This is a genomic window from Phocaeicola paurosaccharolyticus JCM 15092, assembly GCF_000613805.1.
GTDB lineage: Bacteria > Bacteroidota > Bacteroidia > Bacteroidales > Bacteroidaceae > Phocaeicola > Phocaeicola paurosaccharolyticus.
In genome coordinates this window covers 13,430-26,608 of the sequence record NZ_BAJR01000001.1, presented here as the reverse complement: position 1 = coordinate 26,608, position 13,179 = coordinate 13,430, and the positions used below count along the sequence as shown (strand labels likewise).

Genomic DNA, 13,179 nt, shown 5'->3' with positions numbered 1-13,179 from the left:
ATGAAAACAAGAATCGGGTTTGTTATAATCTATTTTTTAATGCTGGTTTCTCTCTTTGTACTACAGAAACCAATATTTATGCTCCTTGATGGAGACCTTGACATATATTCACTATCCGATTTTATATCGGTTATGTACAATGGAGCTAGCCTTGATGCTGCTACAGCAGGGTATTTTACAGTTATACCATTACTTCTATCGGCAATTTCACTCTTTACACAGAAGTTGCCATTCAAAAAGATATTATTTGTATACAACATATTTGTCGCTCTCTTTATATCCATTCTTTTTGTTGTAGATAGTGGACTTTATCCTTTTTGGGGATTTAAATTGGATGCATCTATATTCCTATATATGGACTCCCCAAAGATGCCTTAGCAAGTGTTTCACTGGGATTTATTATTATTAGAGTTATTGCAATGCTTGTGCTAGCTGCACTCTATTGCTATCTGCTCACAATCATTATTCCTGATAAATTCGTCTCAAGATTCCGTAAGGTGACACAGTCCCTGCTGATGTTACTTACAACAGGTGTATTGTTCATATTCATACGTGGAGGTGTTACAGAGTCGACATCAAATGTTGGACAGGTCTATTTTTCTAATGACCAGTTCCTTAATCACTCTGCAGTAAATCCGACTTTCAGTCTTTTATCATCATTGAATAAGACTCAGGATTTTGGAGAAGAGTTTAATTTCTTTGATGAAGATAGGCGAGAGAAACTGTTTGAAGCGCTTTACCCAAATAGTGACGGAGATAGCATTGTCAATGTCCTCAAAACAAAAAAGCCAAACATTTTGTTGATTTTGATGGAGAGCTTTGGAGCATCTTTCATAGAGCCATTGGGAGGTTTGCCGGATGTCACTCCTAATTTTAACCGTTTATCAAAGGAGGGAGTATTTTTCACAAACTGTTATGCAAACAGCTATCGTACAGATAGAGGTACAATATGTGCCTTAAGCGGGTATCTGGGCCTTCCTACTGCATCTGTAATGAAACTTCCGGTTAAGAGTCAGACTCTTCCGGCTATATCAGATGAACTTGTAAAGGTTGGATATACTACTGACTTCCTATATGGAGGAGATATAAACTTCACAAACATGAAGAGCTACCTCCTTAGCAAAGGATATCAAAAAACCACTGCTGATAAGGATTTCTCTCTATCAGAACAGAGGAGCAATGCATGGGGTGTAAATGATAATATCACTTTCAATTATCTATTCTCTGAAATAGAGAAAAAGAGAAAAGAACCATGGCATACAGGATTCCTGACTTTGAGCAGCCATGAACCTTTTGAAGTGCCATATAGCCGTCTTAAAGATAAGATACCAAATGCTTTTGCATATACAGATGAGTGTTTTGGGAAATTTATAGATAAGCTGAAGAAAAGTCCGGCATGGGATAATCTGCTTATAATATGTGTTGCAGATCATGGATTCTATTATCCTAAAGAGGGGTTAAACACTCTTCCTAAGTTCTACCATATTCCTATGTTATGGCTTGGAGGGGCAATAAAGGAGCCTATGGCTGTCGATAAGATAATGAATCAGGCAGATTTGTCTGCTACACTTCTTGCGCAGTTGGGTATTGATCATTCTAAGTTCAACTTCAGTCGTAATATTTTATCGAGTAGTTATAAATATCCGTTTGCTTTTTATACTTTTAATAATGGTTTTTCTTTCCGTGATAGTACTGGAGTTACCGTCTATGATAATAACTCTAATAAAGTTATATATCAAGATCCATCTGAATCATCAGATAGGATAGATAGAGGAAAAGCTATTCTTCAGACTGTATATGATGATCTAGGTGCTAGAAAATAACTAAAACAAATTCTTGCTATGGGAAAGGCAATATTCAATTGGAAGGTAGTGTTTATCGTTATTCTATGTTCTATTACATTCTTTGTAAATAACAGAGTTGTAGTACCTGATATCATGGAATCACGAAACATTGTCACTGCACGCGAGATGGTGTACGATGGGAACTGGATTGTACCAACAATGAATGGTGATTTAAGGCTTGAGAAACCGCCATTGCCAACATGGATAACCGCCATTGCCGAGATAATTTCTCCTGATAGCCTAGCTCTTCAGCGTGGAATGGCAGGAATAGCAGCTACAATGCTTGTTCTCTTCTTCTTTTTTATTGCTAAGGAGTTCTCGGACAAAGATGATCTTCCCCTTGTCTCTACACTGATTTTAACAACATGTTATAACATTATTCTTATAGGCAGGACAGCCTCTTGGGACATATATTGTCATGCATTTATGCTTGGGGGAATATACTTTCTCATTAAAGCCTTCAAGAGTAGAAAGTCGGGCATGTATTTTATTTCTGCGGGCATATTTATGGGCCTCTCGTGCATGAGTAAAGGACCGGTCTCATTCTATGCTTTACTATTGCCTTTTATCATCTCATACTATATCTGCTTCACTCCATCAATGAAGGGAAAATGGAAGTGGGTACTCTATATGGTAATATTGGCTATCATTATAGGTGGATGGTGGTACTCATATATATATATCTTCCATCATGAAGACATGAACCATGTTGCCAATAAAGAGGCAGGTGCATGGTTAAGCAGAAGTGTAAGACCTTGGTACTACTATTGGAAGTTCTTCCTTGAGACAGGAATATGGAGTCTACTTCTTCTTTCAGCTATCTTTTTGCCATTTTGGTCAAGAAAAAGCAGGAGTGACAAGTCAATGCTATTCCCATATCTATGGATGTTTCTGACACTTATATTTCTATCTCTGCTTCCAGAGAAGAAGAGCCGCTATCTGTTGCCTATTCTTATTTCGGCTTCTTACCTATGCGGTTATCTTGTCGTTTACTGGAATGAATTATTTAAGGTAAATAGAAGCCATAACCTGGATAAAATAGCTTATAGTGTTAATGCATAGCTTATAGCTATTATTGTTATATTGCTTCCTGCTCCAGCCTACTATTTTGTTTATGCAAAGGGGTATATTTCTTTACCTCTTTTTATATTGATAAGTATGGCAATAGAGGTTATTGGTTATTTACTTGTCAAATCAGCAAGTGCCATAAAGCCTAAAAGATTTGTGATGGAGGTTACAGCCTTGTTTTTGTTTCTTGAGGCGTTTGTTCTTCCTTTCGCAGAAAATATTATTAATAATCCTGAGATGGATAGCATATCTAAGACAAGAAAAATTTCAGAGATAAAGAGCATCCTATTTTATCATAATAGTAAAGACGATTTGCGTATTGAGCTGGTATATGCTGCAAATAAAAAGATTCGTCCACTAGATGTTGCGAATTCTGACTCAGTCATGAATCATCTTCCAATGGTACTTTTGACGCATAAAAGTGCATCAGATGAGCTGCCGGATGAATTATTGCAGAAGATTGATACTGTTTATATCGGAAGGTCGGATGATAACAGATGGAGCAAGAGTGATAAGAGATATAAAGACGATTTTGTTTATAATATAACATTACTTAAGAAGAGATGAATAAGACTGCTAACTATGAATTGACTATTATTATTCCTGTGTACAATGAACAGGATAATATGGAGAGATTAGAAAATACTCTTTCTAATTATATAAAGGAGAGCTCCGTTAAGTGCTGTGCACTGTTTGTTAATGACGGCTCAAAAGATGACAGTTTGAATCTGATTAAGAAGGCTTGTAATGAGAATAATGATTTTCTCTATATCAGCCTGAGCAAGAATAGCGGTCTCTCTGCAGCAATGAAGGCTGGTATTGATGTTGCTGAATCCAAGTATGTTGGTTATATGGATGCGGATATGCAGACTGATGTTAGAGATTTTGAAACCCTCTTGAAGTATGCACAGCAATATAAGCTTGTAATGGGTATAAGAGCAAATAGGAAGGATTCTGCGTTCAAACTTATGCAGTCGAAGATAGCCAATTCATTTAGAAGGATGATGACACATGACGGAGCAACAGATACAGGCTGTCCGTTGAAGATTATTCATTCAGATTATGCAAAGCGCATACCTTTCTTCACCGGAATGCATCGTTTCCTGCCTGCATTGATAAAGCTTCAGGATGGTGGAACATTTTATGAAGTGCCGGTACGACACTACCCACGTGAGGCAGGTGTCTCAAAATACAACCTGTGGAATCGCCTTATCTCTCCATTTAAAGACTGTTTTGCATTTAGATGGATGGCACACAGATATATTAATTATAACATTGGTGATAGTAATCTATGAGTTTTATTGTAATTTTAATAGGGTTACTGGCCCAAGTCTTCTTTTCAGCTAGAATTCTTATTCAGTGGTTCCTTTCCGAGAAGAAGCATGAAGTTATTTCACCTACTCTCTTCTGGGTATTCAGTCTTATGGGCTCGTACCTCATGTTCTATTATGGATGGTTAAGAAATGACTTCTCAATTATTGTAGGTCAGTTTATCTCTTTTTATATCTATATAGGCAATCTAAGTTTAAAGGGAGTATGGAAGAAGGTGCCTCTGTTGTTCAGGGTGCTTATAATCTTAACTCCACCTATAATATTGACTATATATTCGCACAATGACGGAGAGTCATTTGTAGATGTTTTCTTACGTAATAAGGATATCCCACTTTGGTTAGTTGTCTTTGGAACAATAGGTCAGATAACATTTACATTCCGCTTTGTCTATCAATGGATATACTCTGTCAGAAAGAAGGTATCATCATTGCCTCCTACATTCTGGTGGATTAGTTTGACAGGATCAGCAGTAATTATTGCTTATGCTATAATGAGACAAGATCCTATACTCATATTGGGACAATCTTTTGGTTGCGTATCTTATATACGTAACCTCATGATAGGTTACAATAGCTCAAAAAAAGGTAATGCATAAAATGAAAAAGGTATTAGTTACTGGTTCAGCGGGTTTTATAGGCTCATTTCTGACAAAAGTACTGGCAGAGAATGGGTATGATGTTGTTGGGATAGATAATATAAATCATTATTATGACGTAAATCTGAAGTATGGCAGATTACGTGAGATATGTGGTATAGAGAAAGAAGAAATTTCTGAAAATAAGGCTTGCAAGAGCCATGTATTTGATAATCTGAAATTCATAAAGGCAGATATAAACGACAGAGAGTTTTTAAATAGACTTTTTGATACTGAGAAGTTTGATATTGTCTGTAATCTTGCTGCACAGGCAGGAGTGAGGTACTCCATTGAGAATCCATTTTCGTATGCTGACAGTAACCTGATGGGTTTCTTAACTATACTTGAGTGTTGCAGAAACTATAAAGTAGGTCATCTGGTATATGCAAGCTCTAGCAGCGTATATGGTATGAATGATAAGACCCCATTCAGTGAAGATGACAAAACCGATTCTCCGGTGAGCCTTTATGCTGCAACAAAAAAGGCTAATGAACTTATGGCAAATGCATATTCAAGTCTTTATAAATTCTCTACAACCGGTCTTAGATTTTTCACTGTGTATGGCCCTTGGGGACGCCCTGATATGGCTCCATTTATATTTATGAAGGCAATTCTGAATGGTAAACCTATCCATATCTTTAACAATGGTAATATGCGAAGAGACTTCACATATATTAGCGATATTATAAATGGGGTTTTAGATGTTATAAAAAAGGAACCTGAGAATGTACGTTCAGAGGTTTATAACATTGGACATGGAGCACCTGTAGAGCTCATGGATTTCATAAAATGTATGGAAAAGGTATTGAATGTCAAAGGTGCATATATTTATGAGGGAATGAAAGCAGGAGATGTAACATGCACATATGCCGATACAACAAAACTTGAAAAGGATTATGGATATTCTCCAAAGACATCAGTGGAAGATGGATTGGATGAGATGTATCTTTGGTTCAAGAATATAAATAAGTTTGACTGAGATAGATCAGTCAAGCTTATTAATTCCATTTGGAGTTTGAATGATTCTCTCTTTCTTAGTTTTTTGCCTTATAATATTATTCTTGTCCATAACTTCCTGAGACTTATAAGGTCTGTTATGATCAAGATGAACAATTATTGCCGAGTATCGAATCTGTTTTGAATGTATACCAAGATGAAACAGTCTCTCTCCTAATTCTCTGTCTTCACCTCCATAAAGCATATCTTCATTAAATCCATTCACTTCTATAAGATTTTTCCTCCATGTCGATGAATTACATCCATTCCACGATGCTTTAGCAGGAGTAATAAAATTCATAAATGTAGTGAATGTGCTGTTGTTTATGAGCTTAGTGCACTTGAATGAACGCTTTACCTCATTGTCAAAAAGCCATTTCAGTTGAAATGGTTTCTGTTGGTGTATATCATTTTGGGTTATAGCTTTACTTGTACTCATCGGGAGTTTGAAATACCCACCTGAAAGGAAATACCCATCCTGAGCAAACTTAGCATGAGTATAAATAAAATCTTTTCTTGGTATACAATCTTGGTCGGTAAATATAAGATAATCGCTTACAGATTCAGTTATGGCTTTGTTGAGTATCATGCATTTCTGAAATCCATTGTCTTCATGCCATACATGTTTTATCGGGAGGATATCCTTAAAACTATTAATAACTTCTTCTGTTTCATTATCTGAACCATCATCTGCAATTATTATTTCATCTGCTTTTCTCTCTTGTATAGTATATCCCCATAGTGTCTTCTTAAGCCATAGTGGGTTGTTATAAGTCGAAATTATTACTCCAATAGTAAATGACATAAAATGTATAGTTGTTACTATTACAAATATAGTATTCCTTTTCAATTAGGGCCTAATCATCATTGAGAATAATATATCATTATATAACTTTTTTAACTAGATAGAGTTTTGGAATATTTTATATGATTGGCTCAAAATATTAAAAAACTTATTACTCCTCTATGTCGTTTTTATATTTAGAGTTAACTCTATAATATGCCTTTTTCATAGTAGTTTGACTAAATTAATTAGGTTAAACAACTATGAAACTATATATAATAAATATTTATCTTTGCATATTGATTAATTTATGATACTATGGAAGTAAAGAAAATACTTGTTATCAGGTTTAGGCAGATTGGAGACTCTATATTGGCAACGGCATTATGCAATAGCCTGAAATCTAGTTTCCCTAATGCAGAGGTCCATTTTGTCATAAATAGTGGTATTGCTCCTTTATATAAAGATCATCCTTCAATAGATAGGCTTATTACTTTCAGCAAAGAGGAAAATAAAACCTTTCTGAAGTATATCAGTAAAGTGTGGAGAACTGTTCATAATGAGAAATATGATATAATCATTGATATGCGCTCTACAATAAGAACATTACTTTTCTCCCTCTTTTCTTTATCAACCCCATGGCGCATTGGTAAAAAGAAAGGCTACACTTATCCTGTATTGAATTGTTCTGTAGACAATGACAATAGTTCACTTAATCTGGATATGGTTAAGCGAGATCTTATGTTTCTAGAACCTCTGGAAAAAGGATATGATATAAAGTACCGTTCAGACTTTTCATTATTCATAAAAGATGAGGAGAATGAGAGGTATAGAAGATATATGAAAGATGAAGGTATAGATTTTGATAAGCCTGTAGTTTTAGTAGGTGTCACAACGAAGATTCTTACGAAGAGATGGAATATAGAGTTCATGAAGCAGGTAATAGAGAGGATAATTAAGAACTATCCTGAAATACAACTTGTTTTCAACTATGCTAAAGGAGAGGAGGAGATGCAAGCCAGAGAAATGTTTAAACAACTTAGTTCTCCCGAGAGAGTAAAGATAGATATTAAGGCATCATCATTGCTGGAACTGGTTGCATTGTGCAATAACAGCTCTTTCTATTTCGGAAATGAGGGAGGTGCACGTCATATGATTCAGGCAATGGGGGTCCCATCATTCTCTATCTTCTCACCAAAAATTAGTAAAGCCATATGGCTTCCCATTAACTCTGTTCCTGCAGAGGGTATTGAGGTATCAGATATCATAAAAGAAAAAACAGACCGTGATAAACATTCTTATCAAGACCTGTTTGATGCTATTTCTGTCGATGAGGTGTGGAACAGACTTGTGCCTCATCTGGATAGATTATGATATAATAATGGCAGATTAAATTGATAAATAATTCTCGAAATAGGGTTTGAAGAATATTAGTCAAGCTTTTATAATCTATTATGCCTCATTGACTTACTTGAACTTTCTCCTCGTAATACAACAGGAAGGATATACCACTTGTTAGGTTTTGTCATAAGCTTTATAATATTTATTATTCTAAAGCAGGATGACAATATAATATTATGATATTTACGATAACAGTACATTTTAGAAATATAAAGTTCCCTTACGGTATTGGAATGAGCTTTTTTTGTACTCTCACCATGTAAATGGCTGAATCGGCAATTTGGGTAAACAACGCTTTTGTAACCTTTCTCCTTTAGTCTATAACAAATGTCAAGTTCTTCATAGTAAAGAAAAATATTCTGGTCAAAACCTCCTACTTCCCAGAAAATATTTTTAGGGAAGATCATAAAACAACCATTTATCTGTTTGACGGAAAATGGTTTCTTGTAAATGGTATTTTTACGTTTCGGATACTTGCTGGAAAATAGAGTTTCTAATAGTTCTTTCCCAAATAGCTCCTCAGTAATGCCTGAATCATGGTTAAATGAAGGTACAATAATATTATTTCTGTTATATTGTTGAGGTGTTATGCACCCTACATCGTTATGTCTGTTAAGATATTCAATTAAAGTTGTGATACAATCTTCTGTGAAAATGATATCACTGTTTAAGAAACAGAGAAAGTCGCCATTAGCAAAGTTAGCTCCAAGAACATTGCCTGCACCAAATCCTAAATTTATACGGCTTTTTATGATGTTTAGGTCATAATCCTGCAATAATGAGTTTAGGGTTTCCCACTCTTCCTTATTACTGTTATTGTCAACGACTATGATTTCGTAAGAAGTATTTGGAGCATGATCGATTATTGATTTTACACAGTTAAGTGTCTGAAGACTTGTATTATAATTTAAAATTATAAATGAAAGAGTCATATATTATTTTATTGCGTTAGTAATTGAGCTATCTAAGTACTGTAAAATTCCTTTTGTAGCTTTTTTCTTGTGAGAATTAATAGTCTCTTCTAAAATTCTTCTATTGTTTATTGCATTATCTGTATTGCTTTCTTTGTGGTAAAGGTGTACTGCAGGGGCCATAAGCTTAGCATTTTTACGTTTTAGCCCATTATTATATAGTCGTTGTACGAATTCGGAATCTTCAAATCCCCAACCTTCAAAGTCCTCTTCAAAGCCATTTACATTAATAAAATCATCTTTCCAGAATGCCATATGACAACTTCGTGCATTTTTCAATCCAGAATGTCCCTTAATAAATTTATGTGCATATGGTATTCTCAGCATAACAAGTCTGCGGGTTAATCCTTTGGAGAAAAGATCGAATCTTTCATCTTTATTTTGGCAATGGTTGATTGTTGCTTCTTCTTTTAATCTAGCTCTACTGCCTGTTACAAAATATCCTATTTTTTTTAAGGCATTATGATCGGAAATAAAATATTTGTTGACTACAATATCTCCGTCAATTACAACAATATAATTACCTTTCGCTCTTGCTATTGCTTTATTACGTGATTTTGCAACTCTAAAGCCTTCATCAGGAATCCATGAATGAATTAATGGGACTAAAAAGAATTTACGGTATGAATCAATAAGAACTCTTGTTTCATATGTAGATCCGTCGTCAGCAATAATTACTTCTAACGGCATAAGTCTTTGAGAAAGTATACTTTTAAGTATAAGTTCTAAAAATGCAGGATTATTGTAGGTCGTGATTATTAACGATATATCCTGACTAATTTTTGTCATAAATGTTTCTATTTTGAATTATGAAACTTTAATTAGAGTTCTTGCCTCTTTAAAAATTCTTCTTTAGTCCTTTTCCATCTGTTATGACTCCATAGCCAATATTGTGGCGTAACTGAAATCATCTGCTCCAGATTTTTCATGTATGCGTCAGTAATCTCAAAGTCAGGTATATCATTTGGGTTATCAAACATAGGTTTGAATTGACAATGATAGTACCCTCTTCTTACCCTCTTAACATCAGCATAATAAATCAGAGCATTAACCTGTTTCCCAATCTTCTCAGTACCTGTAAATACAGGAGTTTCTCTGTTTAAGAATGGAGTCCAGTGATGAATACTGTTCCATTTAGGAGATTGATCAGAGATAAACCCGATAATTGTTTTCTGTTTTGCTCTCCTCAACTCAATAATTCTTCTCAAAGTTTCTTTCATCGGAATAGAGGTACCTCCAAACTTATTTCTAAGGTTTAGGAAAAGTTTGTCGAATGCCTTATTGTATAGTGGGTGATATATCTGTCCACATAGCATATCATCGGATACCCAATATGGAAGAGATGCTATCCACTCCCAATTGCAGTAATGACCTAAGTATGCAAAGCAAAATGTACGATCTTTCTCGTGCATTTCTCTCTCTATTTCTTCTATTCCTGAGAAAGTCATTCTCTTTTTCAATTCCTCTTTAGATATTGAGAAGATTTTAAGAGTCTCAACTATATAATCACAAAAGAAGTGATAATACTGCTTCTCAATCTCGATTATTTTTTCTTTTGGTTTTTCAGGGAAGGAACCGAGTAGATTTTTTCTGACAATGGTCCTTCTATATCTGACAATGTAGTATACTAGTAAAAATAGTATGTCAGATATGAAGTAAAGTATCTTAAGTGGCAATAAAGAGAGAAGATACCAGGTGAAAAATACTATGTAATAAACTATTTTCATTCCTTATTCTTTGATTTGAAAATAATTGATTTTACTCTTCTTTTAAATATTCGTCTATTTTCGAAGCTGTCAAGCTTAGAAAATACAAAATTAGTGCATTTCTCAGAATCCCATCCTCGTAGAGAAGTATATTGTAAGATAAAATATCTTAGCAATTCTCTGTTGTGAGTTATTCTTACCAGATTTTCCAGACACCTGCTTTGTGTTTCCTCACCTCCTATATTCGATCTGTTGGTGTCTATTAGTGTGAACTGAGTAGGCTGACCTTCTAATCTGTTGAAAAGAATATTTGACAGGTTTAAATCACCGTGGAATATCTTCCTTTCATGTAGTCTCACAATGAAAGCTGCTAACTCATTTATCAGATCTTTATCAAAACCATCAGATGAAATGGTCTCCATAATTGAAGGAGCACTACATATCTGACATATAAAATAGCTATCGGATAATAATCTATTTTTCTTTATCTCAATAAAGGCTATTTCGTGAGGTGTATCTATACCTCTATCTCTAAATATTCCAGCGTAAAGAAATGCTCTTTCAGCTTTACTCTTCTTGAAAAAGGAATATGAAATCCCCTGTACTATATTGGGCTTCTTGAAACGCTTTACAATGAAATCCATACCTTGAGAAGAAAATAGCTTTACGCTATTTCTTCCTTCATAGATACTCTTTCCTTCTTGTTGAAAAATTGATGGAATGCTATTAAGAAAGTCAGAATATTGTTTATAGTCTGGATGAATCTCTATTCTCATTATAATTCTATTTGTATATGATTGAGTTGACCTTTTCAACAATCATCTTTTCAGGGATACTGCTCATACATCTATAGTCCCCATAGATGCATGGCTTATTCCCAAAGATGGAGCAAGGTCTGCATTGCATATCTATCTGGATAGCATTGCTGTATGGCTGATTCCAGCCCATGAAGCCGGCAAAAGGATGTGTCGCTCCCCATATAGAGACAACAGGAGTATTAACCAGTGAGGCAAGATGCATGTTACCTGAATCCATAGAGATCATTACATCAAGCTTATTCATGAATAAGACCTCTTTGTCAAGGCTCAACTTTCCTGCCATGGAGGTTATGTTTCCACCCATATTTTCCCATTTATTGAAGATTTCCTTCTCTTGTATTCCACCTCCGAAGAGGAATATATGGATATTAGAGTCTTTAGATAATTGCCTTATCACCTCTTCTTGCTTCTCTATCGGGTATATTTTCCCTTTATGTGCAGCAAAAGGTGCTATTCCTATCCATTTTTCATTCTCTCTCTTCTGGTAAGCCTCACAATTCAGAAAGCTTGCTATTACTGTATCAGTAATAATAGATTCAAAGCTAAGGTCGAACTCAAATCCGAGTTTCTTGAATACATCCTGATATCTCTCGAATGAACTCTTCAACTGCACAAGTCTTTTACCTTTATATCTTGCCAGTTCCTTTTTGCCCTTTCTGTCTTTGTCTATATGAGCAGTCTTATAACCATTAAGCCAAAATAGAAAACATAGATACTTTGACCGTAGCACATCATGTAGATCTGCTACGAAATCAAAATGTTCATTCTTCAGTTCCTTATATAATTTTGTTATTCCTTTGATTCCCTTGTAGTTGTTTTTTAGATCCACCCCTTTTAATTTGACATTACATGGGAGTGAGATATCTAAAAGTGGAGAAAAAGAACTTCTGCTTAATATAGTTATCTGATGTTCAGGAAACTTATTGGCAAATGATGCAATAACAGGAATGGTCATAGCAACATCTCCTAATGCTGAAAAACGGATTACTAATATTTTAGCCATTGATGATCTATTTCTTTCCGTACAGTACTGGGTTTAGGCTTGGATCGTTGTACATCTTCATCTGTTTGTAAACCTTCATGTACTTGTTGCCTGATTCAATATCAAATATTAATTGGTCAATAGCAGAAGATAGATCTTTCTGCTGCTCCAAAAGGATGTTAAGTTTTGTCTGACACTGCTTAAGATGCTCTCCAGATGTATCAGTACGCTCAACCTCCTGGCGCATATGATATATTTTCAAAGCAAGGATTGAAAGACGGTCAATAGCCCAGGCAGGACTCTCTGTGTTAATTGTTGCATCTGCTTTTACTACCACATCCTTGTATTTATCAAGAAAATAGCTGTCAATAAGTTCCACTAGATCAGTTCTGTCCTGATTAGACTTATCAATGCGACGTTTCAATAAAAGAGCCTCTTCAGGGTTGATATTTGGATCTCTGATAATATCTTCAAAATGCCATTGAACTGTATCAATCCAATTCTTTAAGTAGAGATAGTATTCTATACTTCTTAATGGATATGGGTTTTCAATAGGAGTATCTACATTGTCTTTTATGTGATAATTTGCTATTGATTTCTCGAAGATAGGAGTGGATAGTTCTGTAAAAGTCATATCTAATCG

The 13,179-nt window shown here is 34.9% G+C and carries 13 protein-coding genes and 1 pseudogene; 7 read left to right on the top strand and 7 right to left on the bottom strand.

The window, feature by feature from the left end; genetic code table 11:
* The 6 genes and pseudogenes from JCM15092_RS14375 to JCM15092_RS00105 all read left to right on the top strand — a co-directional run bounded on the left by JCM15092_RS14375 (position 1) and on the right by JCM15092_RS00105 (position 5,857).
* Positions 1–1,823: pseudogene (locus tag JCM15092_RS14375) on the top strand (LTA synthase family protein).
* 18 nt (positions 1,824–1,841) lie between these two features.
* Entirely contained in the window at positions 1,842–2,906 is a 1,065-nt protein-coding gene (locus tag JCM15092_RS14370; protein ID WP_235782234.1) for an ArnT family glycosyltransferase, read from the top strand.
* Positions 2,907–3,002: 96 nt separating this feature from the next.
* Positions 3,003–3,479, top strand: a complete 477-nt coding sequence (locus tag JCM15092_RS17350; protein ID WP_235782233.1) for a hypothetical protein — start codon at positions 3,003–3,005, stop codon at positions 3,477–3,479.
* Complete coding sequence (locus JCM15092_RS00115) at positions 3,476–4,207, top strand: glycosyltransferase (protein WP_024992883.1); 732 nt, start codon at positions 3,476–3,478, stop codon at positions 4,205–4,207. The genes JCM15092_RS17350 and JCM15092_RS00115 overlap by 4 nt, the downstream gene beginning before the upstream one ends.
* The gene (locus JCM15092_RS00110) at positions 4,204–4,839 is read left to right on the top strand and encodes a lipid-A-disaccharide synthase N-terminal domain-containing protein (protein ID WP_024992882.1); all 636 of its coding nucleotides are present in this window, start codon (positions 4,204–4,206) and stop codon (positions 4,837–4,839) included. Before JCM15092_RS00115 ends, JCM15092_RS00110 begins: the two co-directional genes overlap by 4 nt.
* 1 nt (position 4,840) lies before the next feature.
* Positions 4,841–5,857, top strand: coding sequence for an NAD-dependent epimerase/dehydratase family protein (locus JCM15092_RS00105; protein ID WP_034541362.1), 1,017 nt, complete (start codon positions 4,841–4,843; stop codon positions 5,855–5,857).
* Positions 5,858–5,863: 6 nt separating this feature from the next.
* On the opposite strand, the gene JCM15092_RS00100 is transcribed toward JCM15092_RS00105, so the two are convergent.
* Positions 5,864–6,679 (bottom strand): glycosyltransferase family 2 protein, encoded by an 816-nt coding sequence (locus tag JCM15092_RS00100; RefSeq protein WP_034541360.1) that lies wholly within the window; start codon positions 6,677–6,679, stop codon positions 5,864–5,866.
* A gap of 297 nt (positions 6,680–6,976) precedes the next feature.
* Between JCM15092_RS00100 and JCM15092_RS00095 the strand changes: the two genes are divergently transcribed.
* Positions 6,977–8,032 (top strand): glycosyltransferase family 9 protein, encoded by a 1,056-nt coding sequence (locus JCM15092_RS00095; RefSeq protein ID WP_024992879.1) that lies wholly within the window; start codon positions 6,977–6,979, stop codon positions 8,030–8,032.
* A 68-nt stretch (positions 8,033–8,100) separates the two neighbouring features.
* Here the strand turns inward: JCM15092_RS00095 and JCM15092_RS00090 are convergent, their stop codons facing one another.
* Genes JCM15092_RS00090 through JCM15092_RS00065 form a run of 6 tightly spaced genes read right to left on the bottom strand, consistent with a single transcriptional unit; the run spans position 8,101 to position 13,170 of the window.
* Positions 8,101–8,991: a glycosyltransferase family 2 protein gene (locus tag JCM15092_RS00090; RefSeq protein ID WP_024992878.1), complete on the bottom strand. Its 891-nt coding sequence runs from the start codon at positions 8,989–8,991 to the stop codon at positions 8,101–8,103.
* A 3-nt stretch (positions 8,992–8,994) separates the two neighbouring features.
* Positions 8,995–9,819, bottom strand: coding sequence for a glycosyltransferase family 2 protein (locus JCM15092_RS14365; RefSeq protein WP_034541359.1), 825 nt, complete (start codon positions 9,817–9,819; stop codon positions 8,995–8,997).
* A gap of 32 nt (positions 9,820–9,851) precedes the next feature.
* Positions 9,852–10,757: a lysophospholipid acyltransferase family protein gene (locus JCM15092_RS14360; RefSeq protein WP_034541358.1), complete on the bottom strand. Its 906-nt coding sequence runs from the start codon at positions 10,755–10,757 to the stop codon at positions 9,852–9,854.
* Positions 10,754–11,512, bottom strand: coding sequence for a lipopolysaccharide kinase InaA family protein (locus tag JCM15092_RS00075; protein ID WP_024992877.1), 759 nt, complete (start codon positions 11,510–11,512; stop codon positions 10,754–10,756). Before JCM15092_RS00075 ends, JCM15092_RS14360 begins: the two co-directional genes overlap by 4 nt.
* Positions 11,513–11,519: 7 nt before the next feature.
* Positions 11,520–12,557, bottom strand: a complete 1,038-nt coding sequence (locus JCM15092_RS00070; protein WP_024992876.1) for a glycosyltransferase family 9 protein — start codon at positions 12,555–12,557, stop codon at positions 11,520–11,522.
* Between the two features lie 7 nt (positions 12,558–12,564).
* Positions 12,565–13,170 (bottom strand): DUF4254 domain-containing protein, encoded by a 606-nt coding sequence (locus JCM15092_RS00065; RefSeq protein ID WP_024992875.1) that lies wholly within the window; start codon positions 13,168–13,170, stop codon positions 12,565–12,567.
* Between the last annotated feature and the right edge of the window lie 9 nt (positions 13,171–13,179).

What these genes read in the sequence shown, in the direction of transcription:
- JCM15092_RS14365 (WP_034541359.1), bottom strand. Translation starts at nt 9,819, where the DNA reads ATGACAAAAATTAGTCAGGATATATCGTTAATAATCACGACCTACAAT.
- JCM15092_RS17350 (WP_235782233.1), top strand. Translation starts at nt 3,003, where the DNA reads ATGGCAATAGAGGTTATTGGTTATTTACTTGTCAAATCAGCAAGTGCC.
- JCM15092_RS00110 (WP_024992882.1), top strand. Translation starts at nt 4,204, where the DNA reads ATGAGTTTTATTGTAATTTTAATAGGGTTACTGGCCCAAGTCTTCTTT.
- JCM15092_RS00090 (WP_024992878.1), bottom strand. Translation starts at nt 8,991, where the DNA reads ATGACTCTTTCATTTATAATTTTAAATTATAATACAAGTCTTCAGACA.
- JCM15092_RS00115 (WP_024992883.1), top strand. Translation starts at nt 3,476, where the DNA reads ATGAATAAGACTGCTAACTATGAATTGACTATTATTATTCCTGTGTAC.
- JCM15092_RS00070 (WP_024992876.1), bottom strand. Translation starts at nt 12,557, where the DNA reads ATGGCTAAAATATTAGTAATCCGTTTTTCAGCATTAGGAGATGTTGCT.
- JCM15092_RS00065 (WP_024992875.1), bottom strand. Translation starts at nt 13,170, where the DNA reads ATGACTTTTACAGAACTATCCACTCCTATCTTCGAGAAATCAATAGCA.
- JCM15092_RS00100 (WP_034541360.1), bottom strand. Translation starts at nt 6,679, where the DNA reads ATGTCATTTACTATTGGAGTAATAATTTCGACTTATAACAACCCACTA.
- JCM15092_RS14370 (WP_235782234.1), top strand. Translation starts at nt 1,842, where the DNA reads ATGGGAAAGGCAATATTCAATTGGAAGGTAGTGTTTATCGTTATTCTA.
- JCM15092_RS00095 (WP_024992879.1), top strand. Translation starts at nt 6,977, where the DNA reads ATGGAAGTAAAGAAAATACTTGTTATCAGGTTTAGGCAGATTGGAGAC.
- JCM15092_RS00105 (WP_034541362.1), top strand. Translation starts at nt 4,841, where the DNA reads ATGAAAAAGGTATTAGTTACTGGTTCAGCGGGTTTTATAGGCTCATTT.
- JCM15092_RS00075 (WP_024992877.1), bottom strand. Translation starts at nt 11,512, where the DNA reads ATGAGAATAGAGATTCATCCAGACTATAAACAATATTCTGACTTTCTT.
- JCM15092_RS14360 (WP_034541358.1), bottom strand. Translation starts at nt 10,757, where the DNA reads ATGAAAATAGTTTATTACATAGTATTTTTCACCTGGTATCTTCTCTCT.